The sequence below is a fragment of the Agromyces mangrovi genome (assembly GCF_030296695.1).
Lineage (GTDB): Bacteria > Actinomycetota > Actinomycetes > Actinomycetales > Microbacteriaceae > Agromyces > Agromyces mangrovi.
This window is the reverse complement of record NZ_AP027737.1, coordinates 40,463-61,990: the sequence shown is the minus strand read 5'-3', so window position 1 is coordinate 61,990 and position 21,528 is coordinate 40,463. Positions and strand designations below refer to the sequence as shown.

20 protein-coding genes and 4 tRNA genes are annotated in these 21,528 nt (G+C 70.9%); 15 read left to right on the top strand and 9 right to left on the bottom strand.

Translation table 11 applies throughout. The annotated features are described in order from the left end of the window. Window positions 1-3 precede the first annotated feature (3 nt). From QUE38_RS00315 to QUE38_RS00305, 3 genes are all read right to left on the bottom strand, one after another. Window positions 4-1,221, bottom strand: coding sequence for a thiolase family protein (locus QUE38_RS00315; RefSeq protein WP_286309586.1), 1,218 nt, complete (start codon window positions 1,219-1,221; stop codon window positions 4-6). 75 nt (window positions 1,222-1,296) lie between these two features. Further along, window positions 1,297-2,493 carry a ribonuclease D gene (locus tag QUE38_RS00310; RefSeq protein ID WP_286309585.1) on the bottom strand — a complete coding sequence of 399 codons (1,197 nt, stop codon included), beginning with the start codon at window positions 2,491-2,493 and terminating at the stop codon, window positions 1,297-1,299. Beyond that, complete coding sequence (locus QUE38_RS00305) at window positions 2,486-3,076, bottom strand: DUF3000 domain-containing protein (protein WP_286309583.1); 591 nt, start codon at window positions 3,074-3,076, stop codon at window positions 2,486-2,488. Before QUE38_RS00305 ends, QUE38_RS00310 begins: the two co-directional genes overlap by 8 nt. Before the next feature lie 79 nt (window positions 3,077-3,155). On the opposite strand from QUE38_RS00305, the gene QUE38_RS00300 reads away from it, so the two are divergent. Further along, a complete protein-coding gene (locus QUE38_RS00300; RefSeq protein ID WP_286309582.1) occupies window positions 3,156-4,412 on the top strand; it encodes an alpha/beta hydrolase in 1,257 nt (418 codons plus the stop codon). Between the two features lie 4 nt (window positions 4,413-4,416). Here the strand turns inward: QUE38_RS00300 and QUE38_RS00295 are convergent, their stop codons facing one another. Continuing rightward, window positions 4,417-4,854, bottom strand: a complete 438-nt coding sequence (locus QUE38_RS00295) for a SufE family protein (protein ID WP_286309581.1) — start codon at window positions 4,852-4,854, stop codon at window positions 4,417-4,419. Between the two features lie 42 nt (window positions 4,855-4,896). Continuing rightward, window positions 4,897-5,796, bottom strand: a complete 900-nt coding sequence (locus tag QUE38_RS00290) for a sulfurtransferase (RefSeq protein WP_286309580.1) — start codon at window positions 5,794-5,796, stop codon at window positions 4,897-4,899. A gap of 141 nt (window positions 5,797-5,937) precedes the next feature. On the opposite strand from QUE38_RS00290, the gene zapE reads away from it, so the two are divergent. From zapE to QUE38_RS00265, 5 genes are all read left to right on the top strand, one after another. Next, complete coding sequence (gene zapE, locus QUE38_RS00285) at window positions 5,938-6,990, top strand: cell division protein ZapE (RefSeq protein ID WP_286309579.1); 1,053 nt, start codon at window positions 5,938-5,940, stop codon at window positions 6,988-6,990. Between the two features lie 264 nt (window positions 6,991-7,254). Next, on the top strand, window positions 7,255-8,481 hold the full coding sequence (locus QUE38_RS00280; protein ID WP_286309578.1) for an ammonium transporter: 1,227 nt from the start codon (window positions 7,255-7,257) through the stop codon (window positions 8,479-8,481). Window positions 8,482-8,620: 139 nt separating this feature from the next. Beyond that, complete coding sequence (locus QUE38_RS00275) at window positions 8,621-9,088, top strand: hypothetical protein (protein ID WP_286309577.1); 468 nt, start codon at window positions 8,621-8,623, stop codon at window positions 9,086-9,088. Beyond that, complete coding sequence (locus QUE38_RS00270; protein ID WP_286309576.1) at window positions 9,088-9,636, top strand: DUF5671 domain-containing protein; 549 nt, start codon at window positions 9,088-9,090, stop codon at window positions 9,634-9,636. The genes QUE38_RS00275 and QUE38_RS00270 overlap by 1 nt, the downstream gene beginning before the upstream one ends. Then, window positions 9,570-10,694 (top strand): DUF5671 domain-containing protein, encoded by a 1,125-nt coding sequence (locus tag QUE38_RS00265; RefSeq protein ID WP_286309575.1) that lies wholly within the window; start codon window positions 9,570-9,572, stop codon window positions 10,692-10,694. The genes QUE38_RS00270 and QUE38_RS00265 overlap by 67 nt, the downstream gene beginning before the upstream one ends. Before the next feature lies 1 nt (window position 10,695). Here QUE38_RS00265 and QUE38_RS00260 read toward each other — a convergent pair. Further along, a tRNA-Val gene (locus QUE38_RS00260) sits at window positions 10,696-10,771 on the bottom strand. A 158-nt stretch (window positions 10,772-10,929) separates the two neighbouring features. On the opposite strand from QUE38_RS00260, the gene QUE38_RS00255 reads away from it, so the two are divergent. From QUE38_RS00255 to QUE38_RS00245, 3 genes are all read left to right on the top strand, one after another. Further along, window positions 10,930-11,002, top strand: a tRNA-Gly gene (locus QUE38_RS00255). 54 nt (window positions 11,003-11,056) lie between these two features. Continuing rightward, window positions 11,057-11,127: transfer RNA gene (locus QUE38_RS00250), tRNA-Cys, on the top strand. Between the two features lie 27 nt (window positions 11,128-11,154). After that, a tRNA-Val gene (locus QUE38_RS00245) sits at window positions 11,155-11,226 on the top strand. A gap of 93 nt (window positions 11,227-11,319) precedes the next feature. Here QUE38_RS00245 and QUE38_RS00240 read toward each other — a convergent pair. Then, window positions 11,320-13,383, bottom strand: coding sequence for a glycosyl hydrolase family 28-related protein (locus tag QUE38_RS00240; protein ID WP_286309574.1), 2,064 nt, complete (start codon window positions 13,381-13,383; stop codon window positions 11,320-11,322). A gap of 375 nt (window positions 13,384-13,758) precedes the next feature. Here QUE38_RS00240 and thrS point away from each other — a divergent pair, with 375 nt between their 5' ends. Both thrS and QUE38_RS00230 read left to right on the top strand, forming a co-directional pair. Then, a complete protein-coding gene (gene thrS / locus QUE38_RS00235) occupies window positions 13,759-15,681 on the top strand; it encodes a threonine--tRNA ligase (RefSeq protein WP_286311889.1) in 1,923 nt (640 codons plus the stop codon). Continuing rightward, a complete protein-coding gene (locus QUE38_RS00230) occupies window positions 15,681-16,247 on the top strand; it encodes an HIT family protein (protein ID WP_286309567.1) in 567 nt (188 codons plus the stop codon). The genes thrS and QUE38_RS00230 overlap by 1 nt, the downstream gene beginning before the upstream one ends. A gap of 7 nt (window positions 16,248-16,254) precedes the next feature. Here QUE38_RS00230 and pdxY read toward each other — a convergent pair whose 3' ends face one another. After that, entirely contained in the window at window positions 16,255-17,106 is an 852-nt protein-coding gene (gene pdxY, locus QUE38_RS00225; RefSeq protein ID WP_286309566.1) for a pyridoxal kinase PdxY, read from the bottom strand. 8 nt (window positions 17,107-17,114) lie between these two features. Beyond that, window positions 17,115-18,455, bottom strand: a complete 1,341-nt coding sequence (locus QUE38_RS00220; RefSeq protein WP_286309573.1) for an aminotransferase class I/II-fold pyridoxal phosphate-dependent enzyme — start codon at window positions 18,453-18,455, stop codon at window positions 17,115-17,117. A 120-nt stretch (window positions 18,456-18,575) separates the two neighbouring features. Between QUE38_RS00220 and pdxS the strand changes: the two genes are divergently transcribed. From pdxS to QUE38_RS00200, 4 genes are all read left to right on the top strand, one after another. Next, window positions 18,576-19,466: a pyridoxal 5'-phosphate synthase lyase subunit PdxS gene (gene pdxS, locus QUE38_RS00215; RefSeq protein WP_286309564.1), complete on the top strand. Its 891-nt coding sequence runs from the start codon at window positions 18,576-18,578 to the stop codon at window positions 19,464-19,466. Between the two features lie 54 nt (window positions 19,467-19,520). Then, complete coding sequence (gene pdxT / locus QUE38_RS00210) at window positions 19,521-20,108, top strand: pyridoxal 5'-phosphate synthase glutaminase subunit PdxT (RefSeq protein WP_286309563.1); 588 nt, start codon at window positions 19,521-19,523, stop codon at window positions 20,106-20,108. Window positions 20,109-20,147: 39 nt separating this feature from the next. After that, window positions 20,148-20,669 carry a DUF1697 domain-containing protein gene (locus QUE38_RS00205; RefSeq protein WP_286309562.1) on the top strand — a complete coding sequence of 174 codons (522 nt, stop codon included), beginning with the start codon at window positions 20,148-20,150 and terminating at the stop codon, window positions 20,667-20,669. A gap of 97 nt (window positions 20,670-20,766) precedes the next feature. Beyond that, the gene (locus QUE38_RS00200) at window positions 20,767-21,528 is read left to right on the top strand and encodes a YebC/PmpR family DNA-binding transcriptional regulator (RefSeq protein ID WP_286309561.1); all 762 of its coding nucleotides are present in this window, start codon (window positions 20,767-20,769) and stop codon (window positions 21,526-21,528) included.

Below are 21,528 nucleotides of genomic sequence, written 5' to 3'. Positions count from 1 at the left end.
TGCTCAGCCCTTCCTGCTCTTGCGCTCGGCCTTCTTCGACCAGTTCGGGTTCTCCCAGATCATCGTGCCGCCCTGTCCGAGGCCCACGCACATGGCGGTGACGCCGTAGCGCACGCCCGGCTGCTCCTCGAACTGACGCGCGAGCTGGTTCATGAGGCGCACACCCGAAGAGGCGAGCGGATGCCCCAGGGCGATCGCGCCGCCCCACTGGTTGACGCGCGGGTCGTCGTCGTCGATGCCGAAGTGGTCGAGGAACGACAGCACCTGGATGGCGAACGCCTCGTTCAGCTCGAACAGGCCGATGTCGTCGATCGACAGGCCCGCCTTGCGCAGCGCCTTCTCGGTCGAGGGAACCGGGCCGATGCCCATGATCTCGGGGTCGACGCCCGCGAAGCCGAAGCTCACGAGCTTCATCTTCGGGGTGAGGTCGAGCTCCGCGGCGGCGTCGGCCGAGGCGAGCAGCGCGACCGTGGCGCCGTCGTTCAGGCCCGACGCGTTGCCGGCGGTGACGCGGCCGTGCGGCCGGAACGGGGTCTTCAGGCCTGCGAGGCCCTCCAGGGTGGTCTCGGGGCGGGGCGCCTCGTCCTTCGTGGCGAGTCCCCAGCCCTCCTCGGTGCGGATCGCGACCGGGACGAGGTCCTGCTGGATCTTGCCCGCCTCGTAGGCGGCGGCGACCTTCTGCTGGCTGCCCAGCGCGAAGCGGTCGGCGCGCTCCTTCGTGAGGTGCGGGAAGCGGTCGTGGATGCGCTCGGCGGTCGCGCCCATGACGAGGGCGTCCTCCGACACGAGCTTCTCCGCGACGAACCGCGGATTCGGGTCGACGCCCGAGCCCATCGGGTGGCGACCCATGTGCTCGACGCCGCCGGCGATGGCGAGGTCGTACGCGCCGTAGCCGATCGACGCGCCCATCATGGAGGCGGCGGTCATCGCGCCGGCGCACATGCGGTCGATCGAGAAGCCGGGGACCGACTTGGGGAGACCGGCGAGGATCGCCGCGCTGCGGCCGAGGGTGAGCCCCTGATCGCCGGTCTGCGTCGTCGCGGCGATGGCGACGTCGTCGATGCGGTCCTTCGGCACGTTCGGGTTGCGCTCCAGCAGCCCGATCATCGCCTTGATCACGAGGTCATCGGCGCGGGTGTTCCAGTACATCCCCTTCTCACCGGCGCGGCCGAACGGGGTTCGCACCCCGTCGACGAATACGACATCAGCTCTTTCGGCCACTCTGCCTCCACCTTTCGCTTCGGAACGGTCCGATCCTAGGGAGGGGGTGTACGCCGCGGAATCGTTTGCCGGTTCCTACGAACCGGCCGTGACGGCCGCGTCGTCGGCTTGGGCTGCCTCTACAAAGGCATCGGCGATTCTCTGTGCGGTTGCGGCAACCTGCCACTCGCGCGCTCCCAGATCCACGAGCGCGGAGGCGATCGCGTGCGTCGTCGCGGGCTCGGGCGGATCCCACGCGACGCGCCGCAGGTACTCCGGCGTGAGCAGGTTCTCCACCGGCATCTCCATGGCCTCGGCGACCTCCAGCAGCGCGCGACGCGCCGGCTTCAGCCGGGCATCCGCCTCGGGATTCCTGGTCGACCAGGCCCGGGCGGGCGGGAGCGTGTCGGCCGGCACCCGCACCGCGGGGAGGTCGGTCGTCGAGCGGCCCGACTCGATCGCGGCCCACCAGCGGTCGATCTCGGTGCGACTCGCGCGGCCGGTGAAGGTGCGCAGCTCGGCGAGCGCGCGCTTGCTGTCGGGCATCGACTTCGCGACGGCGACGATCGCGGCATCGGGCACCAGGCGGCCCGGCGCGATGTCGGTCTCGCGGGCGTACTCGTCGCGCGCGGTCCACAGCGCACGCGCCACCGCCAGGGCGCGCTGGCCGCGCACCCCGTGGATGCCAGAGAGCCGCCGCCACGGTTCGGCGGGCGCAGGCTTCGCCTCGCGCTCGAGCACCGCCTGGAACTCCTCGGCGGCGATGCCCTGCTTGCCTGCCGCGTCGAGCGCGTCGCCCATTCGCTCGCGGACGTCGACGAGGTGCTCGACGTCGAGCGCGGCATAGCGCAGCCACGACTGGGGGATCGGCCGGGTCGACCAGTCGGCCGCCGAGTGCTCCTTCGCCAGCGTGATGCCGAGCAGGTCCTCGACCACGGCGGCGAGCCCGACCTTCGGGCGCCCGAGCAGCCGGGCGCCGAGCTCCGTGTCGAAGATGCGCGCCGGGTCGAGGCCGACCTCGCGCAGGCACGCCAGGTCCTGGCTCGCCGCGTGGAGGATCCACTCCTCCTCGCCGATCGCCCGCTGCAGCGGGTCGAAGTCGCCGATGGGCGGCGGGTCGAAGAGGAACGTGCCAGCGCCCCGGCGGAAGACCTGGATGAGATAGGCGCGCTGGGAGTAGCGGAACCCGCTCGCGCGCTCGGCGTCGACGGCGACCGGACCGGTGCCCGAGGCGATCGCGTCCACGGCGTCGGCGAGGCCGTCGCGGGAGTCGATCACCTGGTAGTCAGCCACGCCGGGCCCTCTTTCGTGCGAGGAGGGTCACTCCCTCCGTCGATGGCGGAAGCCCCGCGAGCATGCAGAGCAGTTCTCCCCAGCCTTCCACATGCGCCGCGACCTCGTGGTCGAGCGGGGTCCAGGATGCGCGCAACTCGATCTGCGCGCCGTCGCCCTGCTCGGCGAGCTCGCCGTAGCCGGTGGAGAGCACCTTGGTGGCGGTGCCTGAAGCGGCCACGTAGTGCGCGCCCCGTGCGTCGAGGGCGTCGACCAGCCACGACCAGGCGACGTCGGCGAGGAACGGGTCGAGTCCGATCTCGGTCTCGAGCGGGGCCTGCGCGAAGCAGATCACGCGGAACCGCCCGCCCCACTCCTCGGGCTCCTCCGGATCGTAGAGCAGCACGAACCGGCCGGTGCCGAGATCGGAGTCCGATCCGTGCGGCGCGGGCGTCACGTCGGCGGCGAGTGCGACGGCGTAGGGCGCGAGCGAAGACGGCGCGGGGATCTCCGTGACGGCGAGCTCGGGTCTCGTCGACGAGCGGCGGAGCGCGTCGAGTGCGGCCGCGAACTCCGGGGGCGGAGGTGACGCTTGCTCGGGCACGTGTGCAGACTAGAGTCTCGGGAGGGGAGCGCGGCAGCGGCACGCCGTCGCCGGCGGTCACGGACGTGAGGGGGAGCACGTGGGCAACGGGGTGCGGTCGGCGAGGACGGATGCGGCCACGGAGGGCGCCCGCGCGGTGCTCGGCATCGCGGCCGGCGGGGCCATCGCGCTCTCCGCCGTGCTGGGTGCGGTCGGCGCCGCGTCCACCCTGCTCGCCTCGTTCGTCGCGCGGGCCGTGGTCACCCCGTCGCGCTACAAGATCGAGGACACGCGCGTCGTCGCCGTCGACGCCGCCCGCCACGAGGTCACCCTCGGGGCGACCCCCGATGCGCGCATGCGCGGCGAGTACTCGTTCTGGTTCCACCAGGACACGGGCCACGCGCGCCTCGGCGACGTGCTCGAGGAGACGCCCACGGTCGTGCGTCGACGGCTCCTCGGGGTCGACTTCGGCGTGCTCGCCACGGCGCATCGCGGCCGGTTCAGCGGCTGGTTCCACCTCGGACCGTGGGAGCTCGGGCACCCGTACCGCGACGTCATGATCGACACCCCGGTGGGTCCGGCGCCCGCGTGGCTCGTGCCCGCCGCGGAGGACTCGGGTCGCTGGATCATCCACGTGCACGGACGCGCGGTGCGTCGCCAGGAGTGCCTGCGCGGACTCCCCGCGGCGCACGCGGCCGGCTTCACGTCGCTCGTGGTGAGCTACCGCAATGACGGCGAGGCGCCGGAGAGTCCCGACGGACGCTACCGGCTGGGCGACACCGAGTGGCTCGACCTCGATGCGGCGATCGAGTTCGCCCTCGCGAACGGCGCCCGCGAGATCGTGCTCATGGGGTGGTCGATGGGCGGCGCGATCGTGCTGCAGACCGTGCTGCGCTCACGGCGTGCACGCGAGGCGGTCGTCGGCGTGGTGCTGGAGTCGCCCGCGATCGACTGGCACGACATCCTGTCGTACCAGGGCGCGTCGTACCGGCTGCCCCAGCCCCTGACGCGCCTGGTCATCTCCATGCTCTCGAGCCGTTGGGGCAGGCTCTTCACGGGCCTCGGCGCGCCGATCGGCTTCGATCGCCTCGACGTGGTCGCACGGGCCGCCGAGTTCGACCTGCCGATGCTGCTGTTCCACAGCGAGGACGACGGGTTCGTGCCGGTCGCCGGGTCGGACCGGCTCGCCGCAGCACGGCCCGACCTCATCACGTACGAGCGCTTCACGCGCGCCCGCCACACGAAGCTGTGGAACGACGACCCCGTGCGCTGGAACGGCGCGCTCGCGGTCTGGCTCGGCGAGCTCGCGCGCGGGGAGACGCCCGCCGAGCGTGCCACCGTGCCGGCGCACGGCTGACCGTTCAGGCGGCAGCGGCCCGCTCGAGCTGCGCCTTGATGCGTGCGAGCATCGCCGTCATGCCGCGGATGCGCAGCGGCGACACCGCCTCGGTCAGCCCCAGCGACTGCGGGTAGTCCCCGGGAACGGCGAGCACGTCCTCGACCGGGAGGCCGTCGAGCCCCTGCGCGAGGATCGAGGCGAACCCGCGGGTCGTGGGCGCCTCGACCGGCGCGGTCGCGTGCAGGTGCACGGCCCCCGAGGCATCCGTCTCGCTGAAGATGTAGACCGGCGACTGGCACTCCTCGACGCGCTCGAGCAGGTCGGGGTGGTAGCGATACCGCTCCGGCAGCTCGGGAAGCTCCTGCGAGAACTCGAGCAGCAGTTGCAGGCGATCGCGCACGCCGAGCGCGAGGAAGTCGTCGCGGATCTCGGCGAGCTGCGCGGGGAGTGCGGTCGTCATCGCGTCCATTCTCCCACCGCCCGCGACCCGGGGGCCGCACGGTCACCGACCGGGCACCACGCCCGGCGCGGTGCCGGTCGCGATCGGCACGCGCACCGCGCTGCCCCACTCGGTCCACGACCCGTCGTAGTTGCGCACGTTCTCGAAGCCGAGCAGGTGGGTGAGCACGAACCAGGTGTGGCTCGAGCGCTCGCCGATGCGGCAGTACGCGATCACGTCGTCGCCGTCGGCGAGGCCGGCCTCGCCCTTGTAGATGGCGTCGAGCTCGTCGCGCGTCCGGAAGGTGGCGTCGGGTGCAGCCGCACGGGCCCAGGGCACGGATGCCGCCGAGGGGATGTGCCCGCCGCGCAGGGCGCTCTCGTCGGGGTAGGCGGGCATGTGGGTGCGCTCGCCGCTGTACTCCTCGGGCGAGCGCACGTCGATGAGGGGGCTGCCGAGGTGCGCGAGCACGTCCTCCTTGAAGGCGCGCACGGTCGCGTCGTCGCGCTCCACCACCGGGTAGTCGACGGATGCCGGTGCCGGCACCTCCGTCGTCAGCTCGCGCCCCTCGGCGACCCACAGGTCGCGTCCGCCGTCGAGCAGGCGCACGTCCTCGTGGCCGAACAACGTGAACACCCACAGCGCGTAGGCGGCCCACCAGTTGTTCTTGTCGCCGTAGACGACGATCGTCGTGTCGCGCGAAATGCCCTTCGAGCCCAGGAGAGCGGCGAACTGCTCGCCGTCGACGTAGTCGCGCACGACGGGGTCGTTGAGGTCGGTGTGCCAGTCGATCTTGACCGCGCCGGGGATGTGGCCGGTCTCGTACAGCAGCACGTCCTCGTCGGACTCGACGACCACGAGACCGGGGTCGTCGAGGTGCTCGACGAGCCAGTCGGCCGACACGAGCCGCTCGGGGTGGGCGTAGGCGCGGAACTTCTCCGCGGGGTCGGGTGCGACGGTCATCGTGGCCTCCTGGAGTCGCCCGTTCGGGCGGGGCGGATGGTGGGAGCGGATTAGGCTGGTGGCCGATCCACATCGAATGTACGCGGAGGGTGGGTCCCTGTCAGGGGGACTGTAACCCGGTGCAACACGGAGGCCCACAAGGTGAGTTCGACCACGCCCGGCACGATCGTCCGTCTCGTCGACCGGGACCCGTCGATCACGGGTGCGGAGATCGCCGCGGAGCTCGTGCCGCCGCCGCAGTTCGCGCACGCGAGCTTCGAGTCGTATCGGCCCGACCTCGACTATCCGTCGCAGCAGGCGGCGGTCGACCGGCTCAAGGCGTTCGCGGGCGCGTGGACGACGGGCCAGCGACCGGGCGGCTTCTTCTCGTGGAACCGGAAGGCGAAGCCCGAGCTGCCGGGCGTGTACCTCGACGGCGGGTTCGGCGTCGGCAAGACGCACCTGCTGGCGGCGCTCTGGCACACGGCGCCGGGCCGGAAGTACTTCGGCACGTTCATCGAGTACACGGCGCTCGTGGGCGCACTCGGCTACGCCAACGCGGTCTCGCTGCTCCGCGGGGCGGAGCTCATCTGCATCGACGAGTTCGAGCTCGACGACCCGGGCGACACCATGCTCATGACCCGCCTGCTCGGCGAGCTCATGTCGAGTGGCACGCGCGTGGCGGCGACGTCGAACACCCCGCCGAACGCGCTCGGCGAGGGGCGGTTCGCGGCGGCCGACTTCCTGCGCGAGATCCAGGCGCTGTCGAGCAACTTCGAGACGCTGCGCATCGACGGACTCGACTACCGCCGGCGCGACACGACCGGCGAGGCCGTCGCGGTCGACGAGGAGGCGCTGCGCCGGAGCGTGGCCGCGCTCGCGGAACGCGGCCACACCGTCGCCGTGGCGGGCTTCGACGAGCTGATCGCGCACCTCGCCACGGTGCATCCGTCGAAGTACATCCGGATGATCGAGGGCCTCGAGGTGCTCGCGATCGAGGACGCCCACGTGCTGCACGACCAGAACGCCGCCCTCCGCCTCGTGGCGTTCGTCGACCGGCTGTACGACGCCGAGGTGCCGATCGTGTCGAGCGGCGTGGCGCTCAGCGAGGTGTTCGACGACGACATGCTCGGCGGCGGCTACCGCAAGAAGTACCTGCGCTCGATGTCGCGCCTGGTCGCGCTGACGACGGGTGAGCTGCCGCCGCACGACTGACGGCGGCCACGCGGGCGTGTTGCGCAGATCCATTGCACGGCGGCCCGCCAGCGCGCTCGTTCGGTGCGTGCTCTCGCGGCATCCTCCCTGCGCCACGAAACATCCTGTTTACATTTGCTCGTTCTTCGTAACAGACGCGAAACACTCTCGGCATCCTGACTGAAACGTCGCGGCACCATTCTGAAACCCGTACCCGCGCCGGAACCCGAATCCGTCGGACCTTCGCGGGGCTCCCCTGCAAATCCGAGAGGTGTGAGGATACGAATGGAATCGGGCAACATCGCATGGGCCGTCACAGCGACGGCTCTCGTGCTCTTCATGACGCCGGGCGTGGCGTTCTTCTATGGCGGCTTGGTCAAGGCCAAGAGCGTCGTCAGCATGATGATGATGAGCTTCGGCGCAATGGGACTCATCAGCGTGCTGTGGGTGCTCTACGGCTTCAACATGAGCGCTGTCGGCGGCGTCTGGGACTTCTCGGGCAACCCGTTCAGCGACTTCGCGCTGGCGGGCCTCGCTACCGGTGAGACCGCGAACGCCGACCTGCTCGGCGTGGTCTTCGGCGCGACCTTCGCCATCATCACCGTCGCGCTGATCTCCGGCGCCATCGCCGACCGTGCCAAGTTCGGATCGTGGATGATCTTCGCCGGCATCTGGGCGACGGTCGTGTACTTCCCGGTCGCGGCCTGGGTCTGGGGCGGTGGCTGGATCCTCAGCCTCGGCGACGAGCTCGGCCTCCCGGGCGTCATCGACTACGCGGGTGGTACCGCGGTCCACATCAACGCCGGTGCCGCGGCGCTGGCCCTCGCGCTGGTCCTCGGCAAGCGCGTCGGCTTCGCCAAGGGCATGGACCAGCCGCACAACGTGCCGCTGACCCTCATCGGCGCCTCGGTGCTGTGGTTCGGCTGGTTCGGCTTCAACGCCGGTGCCGAGTTCCTCGCCGAGGGCATGCCCGGCGTCGGCCTCATCGCCACCAACACGCTCGTCGCGACCGCTGCGGCCATCCTCGGCTGGCTCGTCATCGAGAAGGTCAAGGACGGCAAGCCCACCGCCGTCGGCGCCGCTTCGGGTGCCGTCGCCGGTCTGGTCGCCATCACCCCGGCCTGCGCCAACCTGACCCCGGGCTGGGCCACCCTGCTCGGCGTCATCGCCGGTGCCGTCTGCGCCCTGGCGATCGAGCTGAAGTTCAAGCTCGGCTACGACGACTCGCTCGACGTGGTCGGCATCCACCTCGTCGGTGGTCTCATCGGTACGCTCTACCTCGGCTTCTTCGCCATCGACACCGGTCTCTTCACCGGTGGCGACTTCGGCCAGCTGGCCGTGCAGTCGATCGCCGCGTTCGGCGTGCTGATCTACTCGTTCGTCGTCGCCTTCATCCTGGGCTTCGCGATCGAGAAGACCATCGGCTTCCGCGTGAAGAACGAGGACGAGCTCGCCGGCATCGACACCGTCGTGCACGGTGGCGAGGGCTACAAGCTCGAGACCTCGGTCTGAGATCGACCCGGGTCGCGCGGCACCCTGGGTCGCGCGACCTGATCGTCCCGAACGGGCGGTGGGAGGATTCCCACCGCCCGTTCGGCGTGTCTGGAGACCTGCTCTGTCGGCGCGCGACCCGCAGGGCCAAGATGAGGGCATGGAACCTGCGAAGGCGCGGTCGGACCGTGCGCTCATCGGGATCGGCATCGCGGTGGCGGTCGTGGTCGTCGCCGCAATCGTCGCCGTGCTCGTACGCCCGGCAGCGGAGCCGCTCGACCCGACGACGCCCGAAGGGGTGATCCAGGGCTACAGCGAGGCGGTGCTCGACGGCGACACGCGGGCCGCTCTCGACTTCCTCGTTCCGGAGATCGCAGACGACTGCCAACGCGTCGAGAACTACGGCTTCGGGGACGCCGACGTGCGCGTGGTGCTCGTGTCGTCGACCGAGGACGGGTCGACGGCCGACGTGCGCGTGTCGATCGTCACGACCTACGGCGGCGGCCTGTTCGGTCCCGACGAGTACCGCACCGACGGTCGCTTCGACCTGCAGCGCGTCGACGGCGAGTGGCGCATCGAGTCCGCGCCGTGGGAGCTCGCGGTGTGCACGCCGGGGGACGTGGGCTGATGGCCGCGTGGGCTGCGCAGTCGACGGTGCGACGCGTCGTCGTCGTACTGCTGCTCGCGATCGCCGTCACGGTGGCGGCCGTCGGGCTCTCGGGGCTGCTCCAGCGGATGCTCCCCTCCGGCGACCCGCTCGCCGGCAGCGACACGACCGGTCTCGCGCTGTCGCTGGCATTCGCACTCGTCGGCGTCCCCCTTGCCGGACTGCTCTGGTGGCTGCTGTGGCGGCGACTCGCGGACCCGGGTGAGCGCGAGGCGCCCTCGTGGGGCGTCTACCTGCTGCTGGCCCGCACCGCGTCCCTGGCGGTCGCATCCGTCGCCCTGCTCGAGTGGTCGGGCGCGCTGATCCGCGGGCGCTGGTTCGAGGCGGAACTCGCGACGGGCGTCGTCTGGGCCGGTGTCTGGGGCTGGCACGCATGGATGTCACGGCATGCGGGTCGGGCGCCGCTTCGGCTGACCGAGGCCCCGGCCGTGGTCGGCGCGGCGTGGGGACTGCTGCTGTGGGCCGGGGAGCGGTCGCCGCGCTCGGCGCGCTCATCGACGTCGCCCTGAGACCCCTGGTGGACGTGGGCATCGCCGGGTCGTCCTGGTGGATGTCGGTCGCGTCGGCGCTGCCCTGGGTCGCGCTCGGACTCGTGGTCTGGTGGTGGCACGAGCGCGTCGACGGCGCACGCGCGGCCGTCACGGTGTTCGCCGACGTGGTCCGGCTGCTGGTGGGCATCGCCGCGGCCGCCGGCGCGGCGCTCTACGGAGCGGGGACCCTCGCGTGGGTGCTCCTGCGACTCCTCCTCGATCGCTCGGAGGCGATCGGCGCGGTGCTCGACGATCTCGGTCAGGGCATCGCCCTGCTCCTGATCGGTGCGCTCGTCTGGCGGATGACCCACCGGAGGCTCGTCGATCGGGAAGCGTCCGTCCTGCACGCGGAGGTGTTCGCGGTCGCCGGGGTCGCGGTCATCGCGACGGCGATCGGCATCGGCGTGACCGTGAACGGCGGACTGGCCGCGCTCGTGCCCGCCCCGCTGGCCGGCGAAGCCCCGTCGACGACATTGCTCGCGGGGCTCGCCGCGCTCGCGGTCGGCACGCCCGTCTGGTGGCTGGCCTGGCGCCCGAATCGCCCGGTTCCCGCCGCGGAGGCGACGTCGACGGGACGACGCGTGTTCCTCGTGATCGTCTTCGGCGTGAACGCGCTCGTCGCCCTGATCTCGCTGCTCGTCATCGGCTATCGCGTGTTCGTGGTCCTGCTCGACGGTCCCGGGGCTGCGGGGGAGCTGCTCGACGAGGTGCGCGCGCCGCTGGGCTGGCTCGTCGCGACGGCGCTCGTCTCCGCGTACCACTTCGCCGCATGGCGCGCGGACCGTCGTATCGCTCCTGCGGAGCCGGAGCGGCGGCGCGTCCGCGAGGTGCTGCTCGTCGCAGGCGGCGACGTCGGGGGCCTCGCCCGTGCGCTGCGGGACGCGGCGGGCGTGCGCGTCACGATCCAGCGTCGGGCCGATGCCGAGGCGGCTCCCGACCTGGCACCGCTCATCGAGGCGGTGGAGCGATCGGATGCCTCGCGGCTGCTGCTCGTCGCGGGGGAGCAGGGCGTCGAGTCCGTGCCGCTCGCGGAATGAATGGTGGGCGATACCAGACTCGAACTGATGACCTCTTCCGTGTGAAGGAAGCGCGCTACCAACTGCGCCAATCGCCCGTCGCGGTGCACCGGCGAGCCGGATCCGCGGACTCGATAGTAGCCGATGGACGGCCCCGAGCGCACATCGGCGCATCCGCGTCACACGAGGGTCCGTCAGTTTGTGATTCGCGCCGGGAGTGGGTTAGAGTCTCTCTGCACGCAGCGATGCGGGCAGTGCGGATGTGGCGCAGTTGGTAGCGCATCACCTTGCCAAGGTGAGGGTCGCGAGTTCGAGTCTCGTCATCCGCTCGGATGGATCGGGCGAAAGCCCGTTTCTTTCTGTGGTGAGAGAACCCAGGAAACGGTGGATTGGCCGAGAGGCGAGGCAGCGGCCTGCAAAGCCGTATACACGGGTTCGAATCCCGTATCCACCTCGAACCGCTCCGAGTGAGAACGGTAGCGGGCGATTGGCGCAGCGGTAGCGCGCTTCCCTGACACGGAAGAGGTCACTGGTTCGATCCCAGTATCGCCCACAAGAGAAACCCCCGGCTCGCCGGGGGTTTCGTCGTTTCTGCCGAACGTCGTGCCGCGGCGGGCGCGCGGGGTCCGCGCGCCCGCCGCGGGCATCACCAGGCCGACGGGGCCGGCGGGGCGACCACGGGCGGGCGGTCGTCGCAGGTGATCGTGTTGGGCAGCGCCCACGGTGCCATCCAGGGGCCGGTCGTGTTCACGCCGCTCGAGTCGTTGCCGCCGAGGTCGACGAGCGAGAACTCGCTGCCGGTGGGCGGGAAGTTGAACGAGCCGCAGTTGTTCACGCCGACCGCGCCGACGTTCCGGGCGTCGACGTTGTCGAACGACGCCGATCCCGAGACGCGGGCGCTCACGACCGACGTGCCGGTGCCGTCGACGCGCACGTCGGCGAAGTGCACGCCCGAGATCGAGACCTGGTCCTTCACGGGCCAGTCCGACACGACCATGATCGCGTTGTACGTGCTGTCGAGGTAGTGGTCGCCGGTGACGCGCACGTCGGCCTGGTCGATCGAGCGGTCGAGCGCGTAGAACCAGATCGCGCCGAGCCCGATGTTCCAGTTGAGCTCGTACGTGCCGGCCCGCACCGTCGTGTTGTCGGTGAACGCCAGCGTGCCGGTGAACGGTTCGGCCCCGAAGCGCGCGCCGGCGTGCAGTGCGCTGCCCTCTCGCACCGGGTCCGCGACCAGGTTGCCCTCGACGGTGATGTCCTCGCCACCGTAGATCGCGATGCCGTTCGCCAGCGACGGCGACTGCACGGTGTTGCCGACGAACGCGTTGCCCGCGTTCGTGTCGCCCTGCGCCCACATCGCGAGCCCGTCGTCGCCGGTGTTCCGCACGAAGTTGCCCTCGGCCAGGGAGTTCGTCACGCCGGTGTGGAAGTTCAGCCCGTCGGCGATCTGGTCGACGATCACGTTGTCGCGCACGACGACGCCGTCCATCGGGCCGTCGAACCAGAGCCCGACCTTGGTGTGCTCGATGTGCAGGCGCTCGATCGTCGAGTCGCTCATGGCGCCGCCGATGCCGTTGACCTGGTCGGTGTCGATGCGCTCGCGCACGTCACCGCGGATCGAGAAGTCCGACAGGTGCACGTTCGTGCTGCCGCCCTCGGCGGCGTCCTTCCCGTAGAACCCGACGCCCGTGTGCACGGAGCCGTCGGCGGCGGTCTTCTTCAGCGCCACCTCCTCGCCGAAGACGATCGAGTGCCAGTTGCCGGCGCCGCGGATCGCCACGTCGTCGACGATGAGGTGCTCGCTCACGCGGAACTCGCCGGCCGGGATGAACACGTCGACGCCGTGCCGCTTCGCCCACCTGATCGCCGTGCGGAACGCGGGTGCCGCATCGCGCACGCCGGTCGGGTCGGCGCCGAACTTCGTCACGCTGACCGACCTGTCGGGCTGGGGGAGCGGCGGCGCCACGAGCTCGGAGTCGAGCAGGTCGATCACCGTCCACGCGGCATCCGCCCCCACCGGTGCCGTGAGGCGCACGACGGCCCCTGCGGGGTACGTCGCGTCCAGGAGCATCCGCTGCTCGTCGTAGAAGTGCATCGGTCGGAACGGGGTCTCGACCACGTAGTCCTCGCCGGGCACGCACGCGCACTCGGTGATCCACCAGTCGGGGTGCAGCAGCTGCGCGTTCGGGTCGTTCGTGAAGGGGTACTGGTTGTAGAGCCACGAGTACTCGGAGGTGAGCTCCAACGCCTGCGCCCCGCCGCCGTCGACGGTCACGTCGAGGGTCGAGCGGATGCCGCCGCCGTCGGGTGCGTCCGGAATGCTGTAGCGCACCGTGATGGCGTTGGCTGCCGCGGGCAGCGTGAACTCGACGTGCTCGCCGGGCTCCAGCAGCACGGCGCTGCGACCGGATGCCTCGGCCGGGAGCGTGTACGCGGTGCGGTCGGGCCCGATGACCTCGCCGTTCGTCAGGGCGTGCTCGGCCTCCTGCTCGAGGAACGCCACGTCGGCGCCGCGCCCCATCACGAGCGCGGGGTCGAGGGCGGCGCGCGTGACGGCGGGGTCGCCCGTGGCCGGCGACGCCTGGGCGGCGACCGGGCCGGCGAGTGCGGCGCCCAGGGCGACGGCCGCGGCGGCGGCGATCGCGAGGGCGCGGCGCCCGCGTGGCGGCGCAGCGGGTGGCGGGGGAACTGGTGTGCTGGAGCGGGTCATCGTCGACTCGTGTCCTCTCGGTCGTGCGCGTCATCGGGCACTGCGGGGCGTGCGGTGCCCTCGAGTGGGGCGAGGTTATTGCTCGCGCGAACCAGGGAACAAGAGTTCGCGCTGAAATGCCGTGGAAAAGTTGGGTTCTTGCGGAATCGAACGCAAGCGGCTGGAAGTCGTGCGTGCGGGAGGGCCGTGCTTGCACGATCGGCGCAAGCGCGGGCACCGGGTGCGCGACACCGTCGGCACCCGCGTTGGGCACCGGTCGCGACTACAGTTGAGGGGTTGCGTCGCACACTCGTGCGGCGTCGCGTCTCACACTGCAAGGAGTGGATCCACTTGGCCGACGGCTTCGAGCTCTTCACCGATCGATCCGTTGTCGCGATGCGCGTCAACGGCGAGCTGAAGGACCTCGCGACGACGGTGACCGACGCCGACGCCGTCGAGCCGGTCACGATCGACTCGCCCGACGGGCTCGACATCCTCCGCCACTCCACGGCCCACGTGCTCGCGCAGGCCGTGCAGCAGGTGAACCCCGACGCCAAGCTCGGCATCGGCCCGCCCGTGACCGACGGCTTCTACTACGACTTCGACGTCGCCGAGCCGTTCACCCCAGAGGACCTGAAGGCCCTCGATAAGGCGATGGCCCGCATCATCCGCTCGGGCCAGCGCTTCGTACGCCGCGTCACCACCGAGGAGGACGCACGCGCCGAGCTCGCCGGCGAGCCCTACAAGCTCGAGCTCATCGGGTTGAAGGGCGGGGCGGATGCCGGTGAGGACAACGAGTCGGTCGAGGTCGGCGGCAGCGAGCTGACGATCTACGACAACGTCGACCCGAAGACCGGCGAGGTGATCTGGAAGGACCTCTGCCGCGGACCGCACCTGCCGAACACCCGCATGATCGGCAACGGCTGGGCGCTCTCGCGCGTCGCCGCCGCGTACTGGCGCGGCTCGGAGAAGAACCCGCAGCTCCAGCGCATCTACGGCACCGCCTGGCCGACGAAGGACGAGCTGCGCGCCCACCAGCAGCGCCTCGAGGAGGCGGCCAAGCGCGACCACCGCAAGCTCGGCGCCGAGCTCGACCTGTTCAGCTTCCCCGACGAGATCGGCTCGGGCCTCGCGGTCTTCCACCCGAAGGGCGGCATCATCCGCCGCGAGATGGAGGACTACTCGCGCCGCAAGCACGAGCAGGGCGGCTACGACTTCGTCTACTCGCCGCACATCACGAAGGCGAACCTCTTCGAGACCTCCGGCCACCTCGGCTGGTACGCCGACGGCATGTTCCCGCCGATGCACCTCGACGAGGCGCGCAACGAGGAGGGCGAGATCACCCGGCAGGGCGCGGACTACTACCTGAAGCCCATGAACTGCCCGTTCCACATCCTCACCTACAAGTCGAACGCGCGCTCCTACCGCGACCTGCCGCTGCGCATGTTCGAGTTCGGCACCGTGTACCGCAACGAGAAGTCGGGCGTGATCCACGGCCTCACCCGCGTGCGCGGTCTCACCATGGACGACGCGCACATCTTCACCACGCGTGAGGACATGAAGTCCGAGCTCACCCGCACCCTGCGGTTCGTGCTCGACCTGCTGAACGACTACGGCCTCACCGACTTCTACCTCGAGCTCTCGACGAAGGACCCCGAGAAGTACATCGGAGACGACGAGGTCTGGGAGGAGGCGACCCAGACGCTCGCGGAGGTCGCCGAGGAGTCGGGTCTCGAGCTCGTGCCCGACCCGGGCGGCGCCGCGTTCTACGGCCCGAAGATCTCGGTGCAGGCGCGCGACGCGATCGGCCGCACCTGGCAGATGTCGACCGTGCAGCTCGACTTCATGCTGCCCGAGCGGTTCGAGCTCGAGTACGCCGCCTCCGACGGCACCCGCAAGCGCCCGGTCATGATCCACCGCGCGCTGTTCGGCTCGATCGAGCGCTTCTTCGGCGTGCTCACCGAGCACTACGCCGGTGCGTTCCCCGTGTGGCTCGCGCCCGTGCAGGTCGTGGGCATCCCGGTCGCCGAGGAGTACGAGTCGTACCTCGGCGCCGTGATCGAGCAGCTGAGGGCCTCGGGCGTGCGTGCCGAGCTCGACACGAGCGACGACCGCATGCAGAAGAAGATCCGCACGCACACCAAGCAGAAGGTGCCGTTCCAGCTCATCGCGGGCGAGGACGACCGCTCGCAGAACACGGTCAGCTTCCGGTTCCGCGACGGCAGCCAGGAGAACGGCGTGCCGATCGACCAGGCGGTCGCACGCATCCGCGCCGTCATCGACGAGCGCCGACAGGTCGTCTCGCAGGGCGACTTCTGATGCCGGGTCCGTACAGCCCCGACGAGTTCGAACAGGTGCCGACGGATGCCTCGGGCGACCTGCCCGGCGTGCCCGACGCGTTCCAGCGGCTGTGGACCCCGCACCGGATGGTGTACATCGAGCAGGGCCAGCAGCCCGAGGAGCACGCCTGCCCGTTCTGCCGTGCGCCGGAGATGGACGACGAGCAGTCGATGATCGTCGCGCGCGGCGAGCACGCGTACGCGCTGCTGAACCTGTACCCGTACAACAGCGGACACCTGCTCGTCTGCCCGTACCGGCACATCGCCACCTACGACCAGGCGACGCCCGAGGAGGTCGACGACATCGGCCGCATCACGCAGATCGCGATGCGCGTGGTGCGCGAGGTCTCCCGCTGCGACGGGTTCAACATCGGCATGAACCAGGGCCGCATCGCGGGCGCCGGCATCTCCGAGCACCTGCACCAGCACATCGTGCCGCGCTGGGCGCTCGACGCGAACTTCTTCCCGATCATCGCGAAGACCAAGGCGATCCCTCGCCTGCTCGGCGACGTGCGGCAGGAGATCGCGGACGCCTGGACCGCCTGAGTCCGACTCAGCGCACCTGCCGAACCTCGAACTGCATGCGGGGATGCGCGTAGGCCTCCTGCGACTCGACGAGCTGCAGCTCGCGCTCGCCCGAGGCGTGCGTGTTCGACAACAGGTCGAAGACGCTCGACGCCGTACGTGCGAGGGCGTCGGCCGCATCGCCGGTGCCGCGGTAATGGGCCGTGAACAGGGCGGCCGTGACGTCGCCCGAGCCGTTCGCCTTCATCGGCAGGTGCGGGGTCTGCACGATCCATGCGCCGCGGTCGTCGACCGCGAGCATCTCGATCGTGCCCTCCGGGCGGTCGGGGCGCTCGACGCTCGTCACCAGCACCGTGCTCGGGCCGGTGGCCCGGATGAGGTCGACCGACGCGAGCGTCGACTCGAGGGTGTCGGGCTCGGTGCCCGTGAGGAAGCCGAGCTCGAACTGGTTCGGGGTGATGAGATCGGCGGCGGGCACCACGCGCTCGCGCAGCAGCACGGGAATGGCCGGGGCCACGAAGCATCCGCTCTTGGCATTGCCCATCACCGGGTCGCACGCGTAGATCGCGCCCGGGCTCGCTGCCTTGATGCGCGCGACGGCGTCGAGGATCACGTCGGCGATGCCCTCGCCGCCCTGGTAGCCCGAGAGGATCACGTCGATGTCGGCGAACGCCCCGCGGTCCTCGATGCCGTCGATGACGGCCCGCACGTCGTCGGGGTCGATCATCGGCCCGCGCCACGCGCCGTAGCCGGTGTGGTTGGAGAAGTTGACCGTGTAGACCGGCATCACCTCGACGCCGATGCGCTGGAGGGGGAACACGGCCGCGGAGTTGCCGACGTGCCCGTAGGCGACGGCGGACTGGATGGAGAGGACCTTCACCTGCTCGATCATTCCATCCCGGCGGGGGAGCGGCGTCCACCGGCCGCCGCCACCGCGGCCGCGACGTCGGCGGCCAGGCGGTCCGCGTCGACGTCTGACAGGTCGTGCACCGTCAGTCGGAGTCGCGCGTCGGCCGACGCGGCGCCCAGCACGAACTCGTCGCCCGCGCGCGCGAGCCACCCGCGCCGCATGAGCTGCTCGGACACGTCGCGGGCGGGCACCGGCAGCGGCACCCAGAGGTTCAGGCCGTCGCCGGCGACCGTCGGCACGCCGAGTGCGGTGAGGCGAGCGGCGAACGCGTCGTTCCGGTCCGCGTAGTGGGTGCCGGCCGCGCGGATGTCGGACGCGACGTCGGGGTCGGTCGCGAGCGCGAGCACCAGGCGCTGGAGCAGGTGGCTCACCCAGGTCGTGCCCGGGCTCAGCCGCATCGCGAGCCGGTCGGCGGTCTCGGCATCGGACGCGGTGACCGCGAGGCACATGTCGGGCCCGAGGAACTTCGACACCGAGCGCACGAGCGCCCAGCGCCGATGACCGGGCCCGATGATCGAGCGGAACGGGCTGCGCGAGAGCATCGAGAAGTGGTCGTCCTCGATCACGAGCACGTACGGATGGTCGGCGAGCACCGCGCGCAGGTCGGCCGCGCGCTGCGCGGAGAGGCTCGCGCCCGTCGGGTTCTGCGCGCGCGGCGTGCAGACGACCGCGCGCACGCCCTCGTCGAGCGCGGCGCGCAGCCCGGCGACGGTCATGCCCTCGTCGTCGACCGGCACGGCAACCGGGCGGTACCCGCCGACCCGCACGGTGTGGATGCTGGTCAGGAAGCACGGGTCCTCGAGGGCCACCGCGTCGTCGCGCACGAGCGCCTGGGCGAGCAGCCGGTCGACCGCGTCGGCCGCGCCGCTCGTGATCGTCAGGTGCACGTCGGCCGGCGCGAGGTCGGCGGTCATCCACTCGCGCGCCCAGCGTTCGAGTCCCGGATCGATCACGGGCTCGCCGTAGAGCACCGGCCGGCCGGCCATGCCCGCCAGCGCGGGCATCGGGTCGGGGATGCGGTCGGGGTCGGGATTGCCCGTGGCGACGTCGCGCAGCACGCTGTCGGACGCGTAGCCCTCCTGCGGGACGACCGCGTGGTCGGCGACGTGGGTGCCGCCGCGCCCGCGCGTCACCACGACGCCCGCTGCCGTGAGCTGTCGGTACGCCGCGACCGCCGTGTTGCGGTTGACGCCCAGCAGGTCGGCCAGGTTCCGCACGGGTGGCAGCGGGTCGCCCGGTCGCAGGGCGCCGCGCTCGATGAGCGCACGCACGCTGTCGGCGATGTCGGCGGCCGAGCGGCCGGTGATCTCGAGGGTCATGTCACGATCCGTCAGGTGTGCGTGGGCGGTGTCGAGCCCATGCTATCTTTTGGCCTAGGCCAAGCAAGCAGCTTGTCCGCACCTGCGCGATCGCGCGACCTCCATCGAAGGGATGCACCGATGAGCACTGCCGAGTTCGGCTCGAGCCGCGTCAAGCGCGGGCTCGCCGAGATGCTGAAGGGCGGCGTGATCATGGACGTCGTCACGGCCGAGCAGGCCCGCATCGCCGAGGACGCGGGCGCCGTCGCCGTCATGGCGCTCGAGCGCGTGCCGGCCGACATCCGCGCCCAGGGCGGCGTGGCGCGTATGAGCGATCCCGACCTCATCGAGGCGATCATCGCCGAGGTCTCGATCCCCGTCATGGCGAAGGCCCGCATCGGCCACTTCGTCGAGGCGCAGGTGCTCCAGGCGCTCGACGTCGACTACATCGACGAGTCCGAGGTGCTCTCCCCGGCCGACTACGTGAACCACATCGACAAGTGGGAGTTCAACACGCCCTTCGTCTGCGGCGCGACCAACCTCGGCGAGGCGCTCCGACGCATCAACGAGGGTGCGGCGATGATCCGCTCGAAGGGCGAGGCCGGCACCGGCGACGTCTCCGAGGCGACCAAGCACATCCGCAAGATCACCTCCGAGATCAACGCGCTGAAGTCGATGACGAAGGACGAGCTGTACGTCGCGGCGAAGGAGCTGCAGGCGCCGTACGAGCTCGTGGCCGAGGTCGCCGAGACCGGCAAGCTCCCCGTCGTGCTCTTCACCGCGGGCGGCGTGGCCACCCCGGCCGACGCCGCGATGATGATGCAGCTCGGCGCCGACGGCGTGTTCGTCGGTTCCGGCATCTTCAAGTCGGGCAACCCCGAGGCGCGCGCCGCGGCCGTCGTCAAGGCCACCACCTTCCACGACGACCCGGCGGTCATCGCCGAGGCGTCGCGCGGGCTCGGCGAGGCCATGGTCGGCATCAACGTCGGCGACCTGCCCGCCCCGCACCGGCTCGCCGAGCGCGGCTGGTAGGCACGGAAGACACGAGCGGATGCCGCGCGCAGCGGCATCCGGAACGGTGACGTCATGACCCGAGTCGGCGTACTCGCCCTGCAGGGCGACTTCCGCGAGCACGTCGCGGTGCTCTCCGGCCTGGGGGCGGAGGTCGCGACGGTGCGACGGGCATCCGAGCTCGCCGAGGTCGACGGGCTCGTCATCCCCGGCGGCGAGTCGACCGTGATGGACAAGCTCTCGCGCGCGTTCGGGCTCGCCGAGCCCCTGAAGGCGGCGATCGCCGACGGCCTGCCCGTGTACGGCACCTGCGCCGGTCTGATCATGCTCGCCGACACCGTGCTCGACGCGATCGCCGGTCAACAGAGCCTGGGCGGGCTCGACGTGGTGGTGCGGCGCAACGCGTTCGGCTCGCAGAACCAGTCGTTCGAGACCGACCTCGACGTGCCGGCGATCGGAGACGATCCGGTGCACGCGGTGTTCATCCGCGGTCCGGTGGTCGAGTCGGTCGGGCCGGCGGCGACGCCGCTGGCGCGCCTGGACGACGGCCGCGTCGTCGCGGTCGAGCAGGACAACCTGCTCGGCACGAGCTTCCACCCCGAGATAACGGGGGAGTACCGGTTCCACGAGTACTTCCTGTCGAAGGCGCGCGCCCGCTCCTGACGCGGCTGCGCGTCGGCCGCCGGGCGTAGCGTGGGCGTCATGACGCGGTACATCGCACTGCTCCGGGGCGTGAACGTCGGCGGGGTCACCATCCGGTCCGCCGACCTGCGCGCCGTCTTCACGGGCCTCGGCCACGACGACGTGCGCACGGTGCTCGCGAGCGGCAACGTCGTCTTCGAGGCATCCGGTGGCCCTCGCGACCTGAAGGCCGAGATCGAGCGCGCGCTCGAGGAGCGATTCGGGTACGACGCCTGGATCGTGCTGACGACTGTCGAGCAGGTTTCCGCGGTGATCGACGCGTTCCCGTTCGACGCCGACGACGACGAACGGCAGCCGTGGGTGGTCTTCGCGAGCGACGAGGGCGCGCTGGACGAGCTCGCCGCGGCGGCATCCGATCTCGATCCCGACGTCGATCCGCTGCGGCGCGGCGACGGCGTGCTCTACTGGAACCCGGTGAAGGGCACCACGACCGACAGTCCGTTCGCGAAGCTCCTCGCGAAGGCGAGGTACAAGCCGACCACCACGAACCGCAACCTGCGCACGCTCCGGCGTCTCGTCTGACGGCGGGGCCTCAGGCCGGTCGCCGCGGGGGCTGCCCTACAATGGCATGTCGGCGCGGATGCATCGCGCGCGCCGCGAGAGACGACCCGGGAGATTCATGTCAGGCCATTCCAAGTGGGCGACGACCAAGCACAAGAAGGCCGTCATCGACGCGCGCCGTGCGAAGTCGTTCGCGAAGCTCATCAAGAACATCGAGGTCGCCGCGAAGCTCGGCGGCGCCGACCTGGCGGGCAACCCGACGCTGTACGACGCCGTGCAGAAGGCCAAGAAGACCTCGGTTCCCAACGACAACATCGACCGCGCGATCAAGCGAGGCGCCGGCATCTCCGGCGAGTCCATCGAGTACACGACGATCATGTACGAGGGCTACGCGCCGAACGGCGTCGCCCTGCTCGTCGAGTGCCTCACCGACAACAAGAACCGCGCTGCCGCCGAGGTGCGCACGGCCATGACGCGCAACGGCGGCACGATGGCCGACCCGGGCAGCGTCGCGTACAACTTCAACCGCAAGGGACTCATCGTCGTGGGCGCCGCCGACGGGCTCACCGAGGATGACGTGCTCGCCGCCGTGCTCGACGCGGGCGCCGAGGAGGTCACCGACGAGGGCGAGACCTTCGAGGTCATCACCGAGGCCACCGACCTCGTGCAGACGCGTACCGCGCTGCAGGACGCCGGCATCGACTACGACTCGGCCGACGTCGCGTTCGTGCCGTCGCTCAAGGTCGAGGTCGACGCCGAGACGGCGCGCAAGGTGTTCCGCCTCATCGACGCGCTCGAGGACTCGGACGACGTGCAGAACGTCTACAGCAACTACGACGTCAGCGCCGAGGTGCTGGCGGAGCTCGAGGCGGACGAGTAG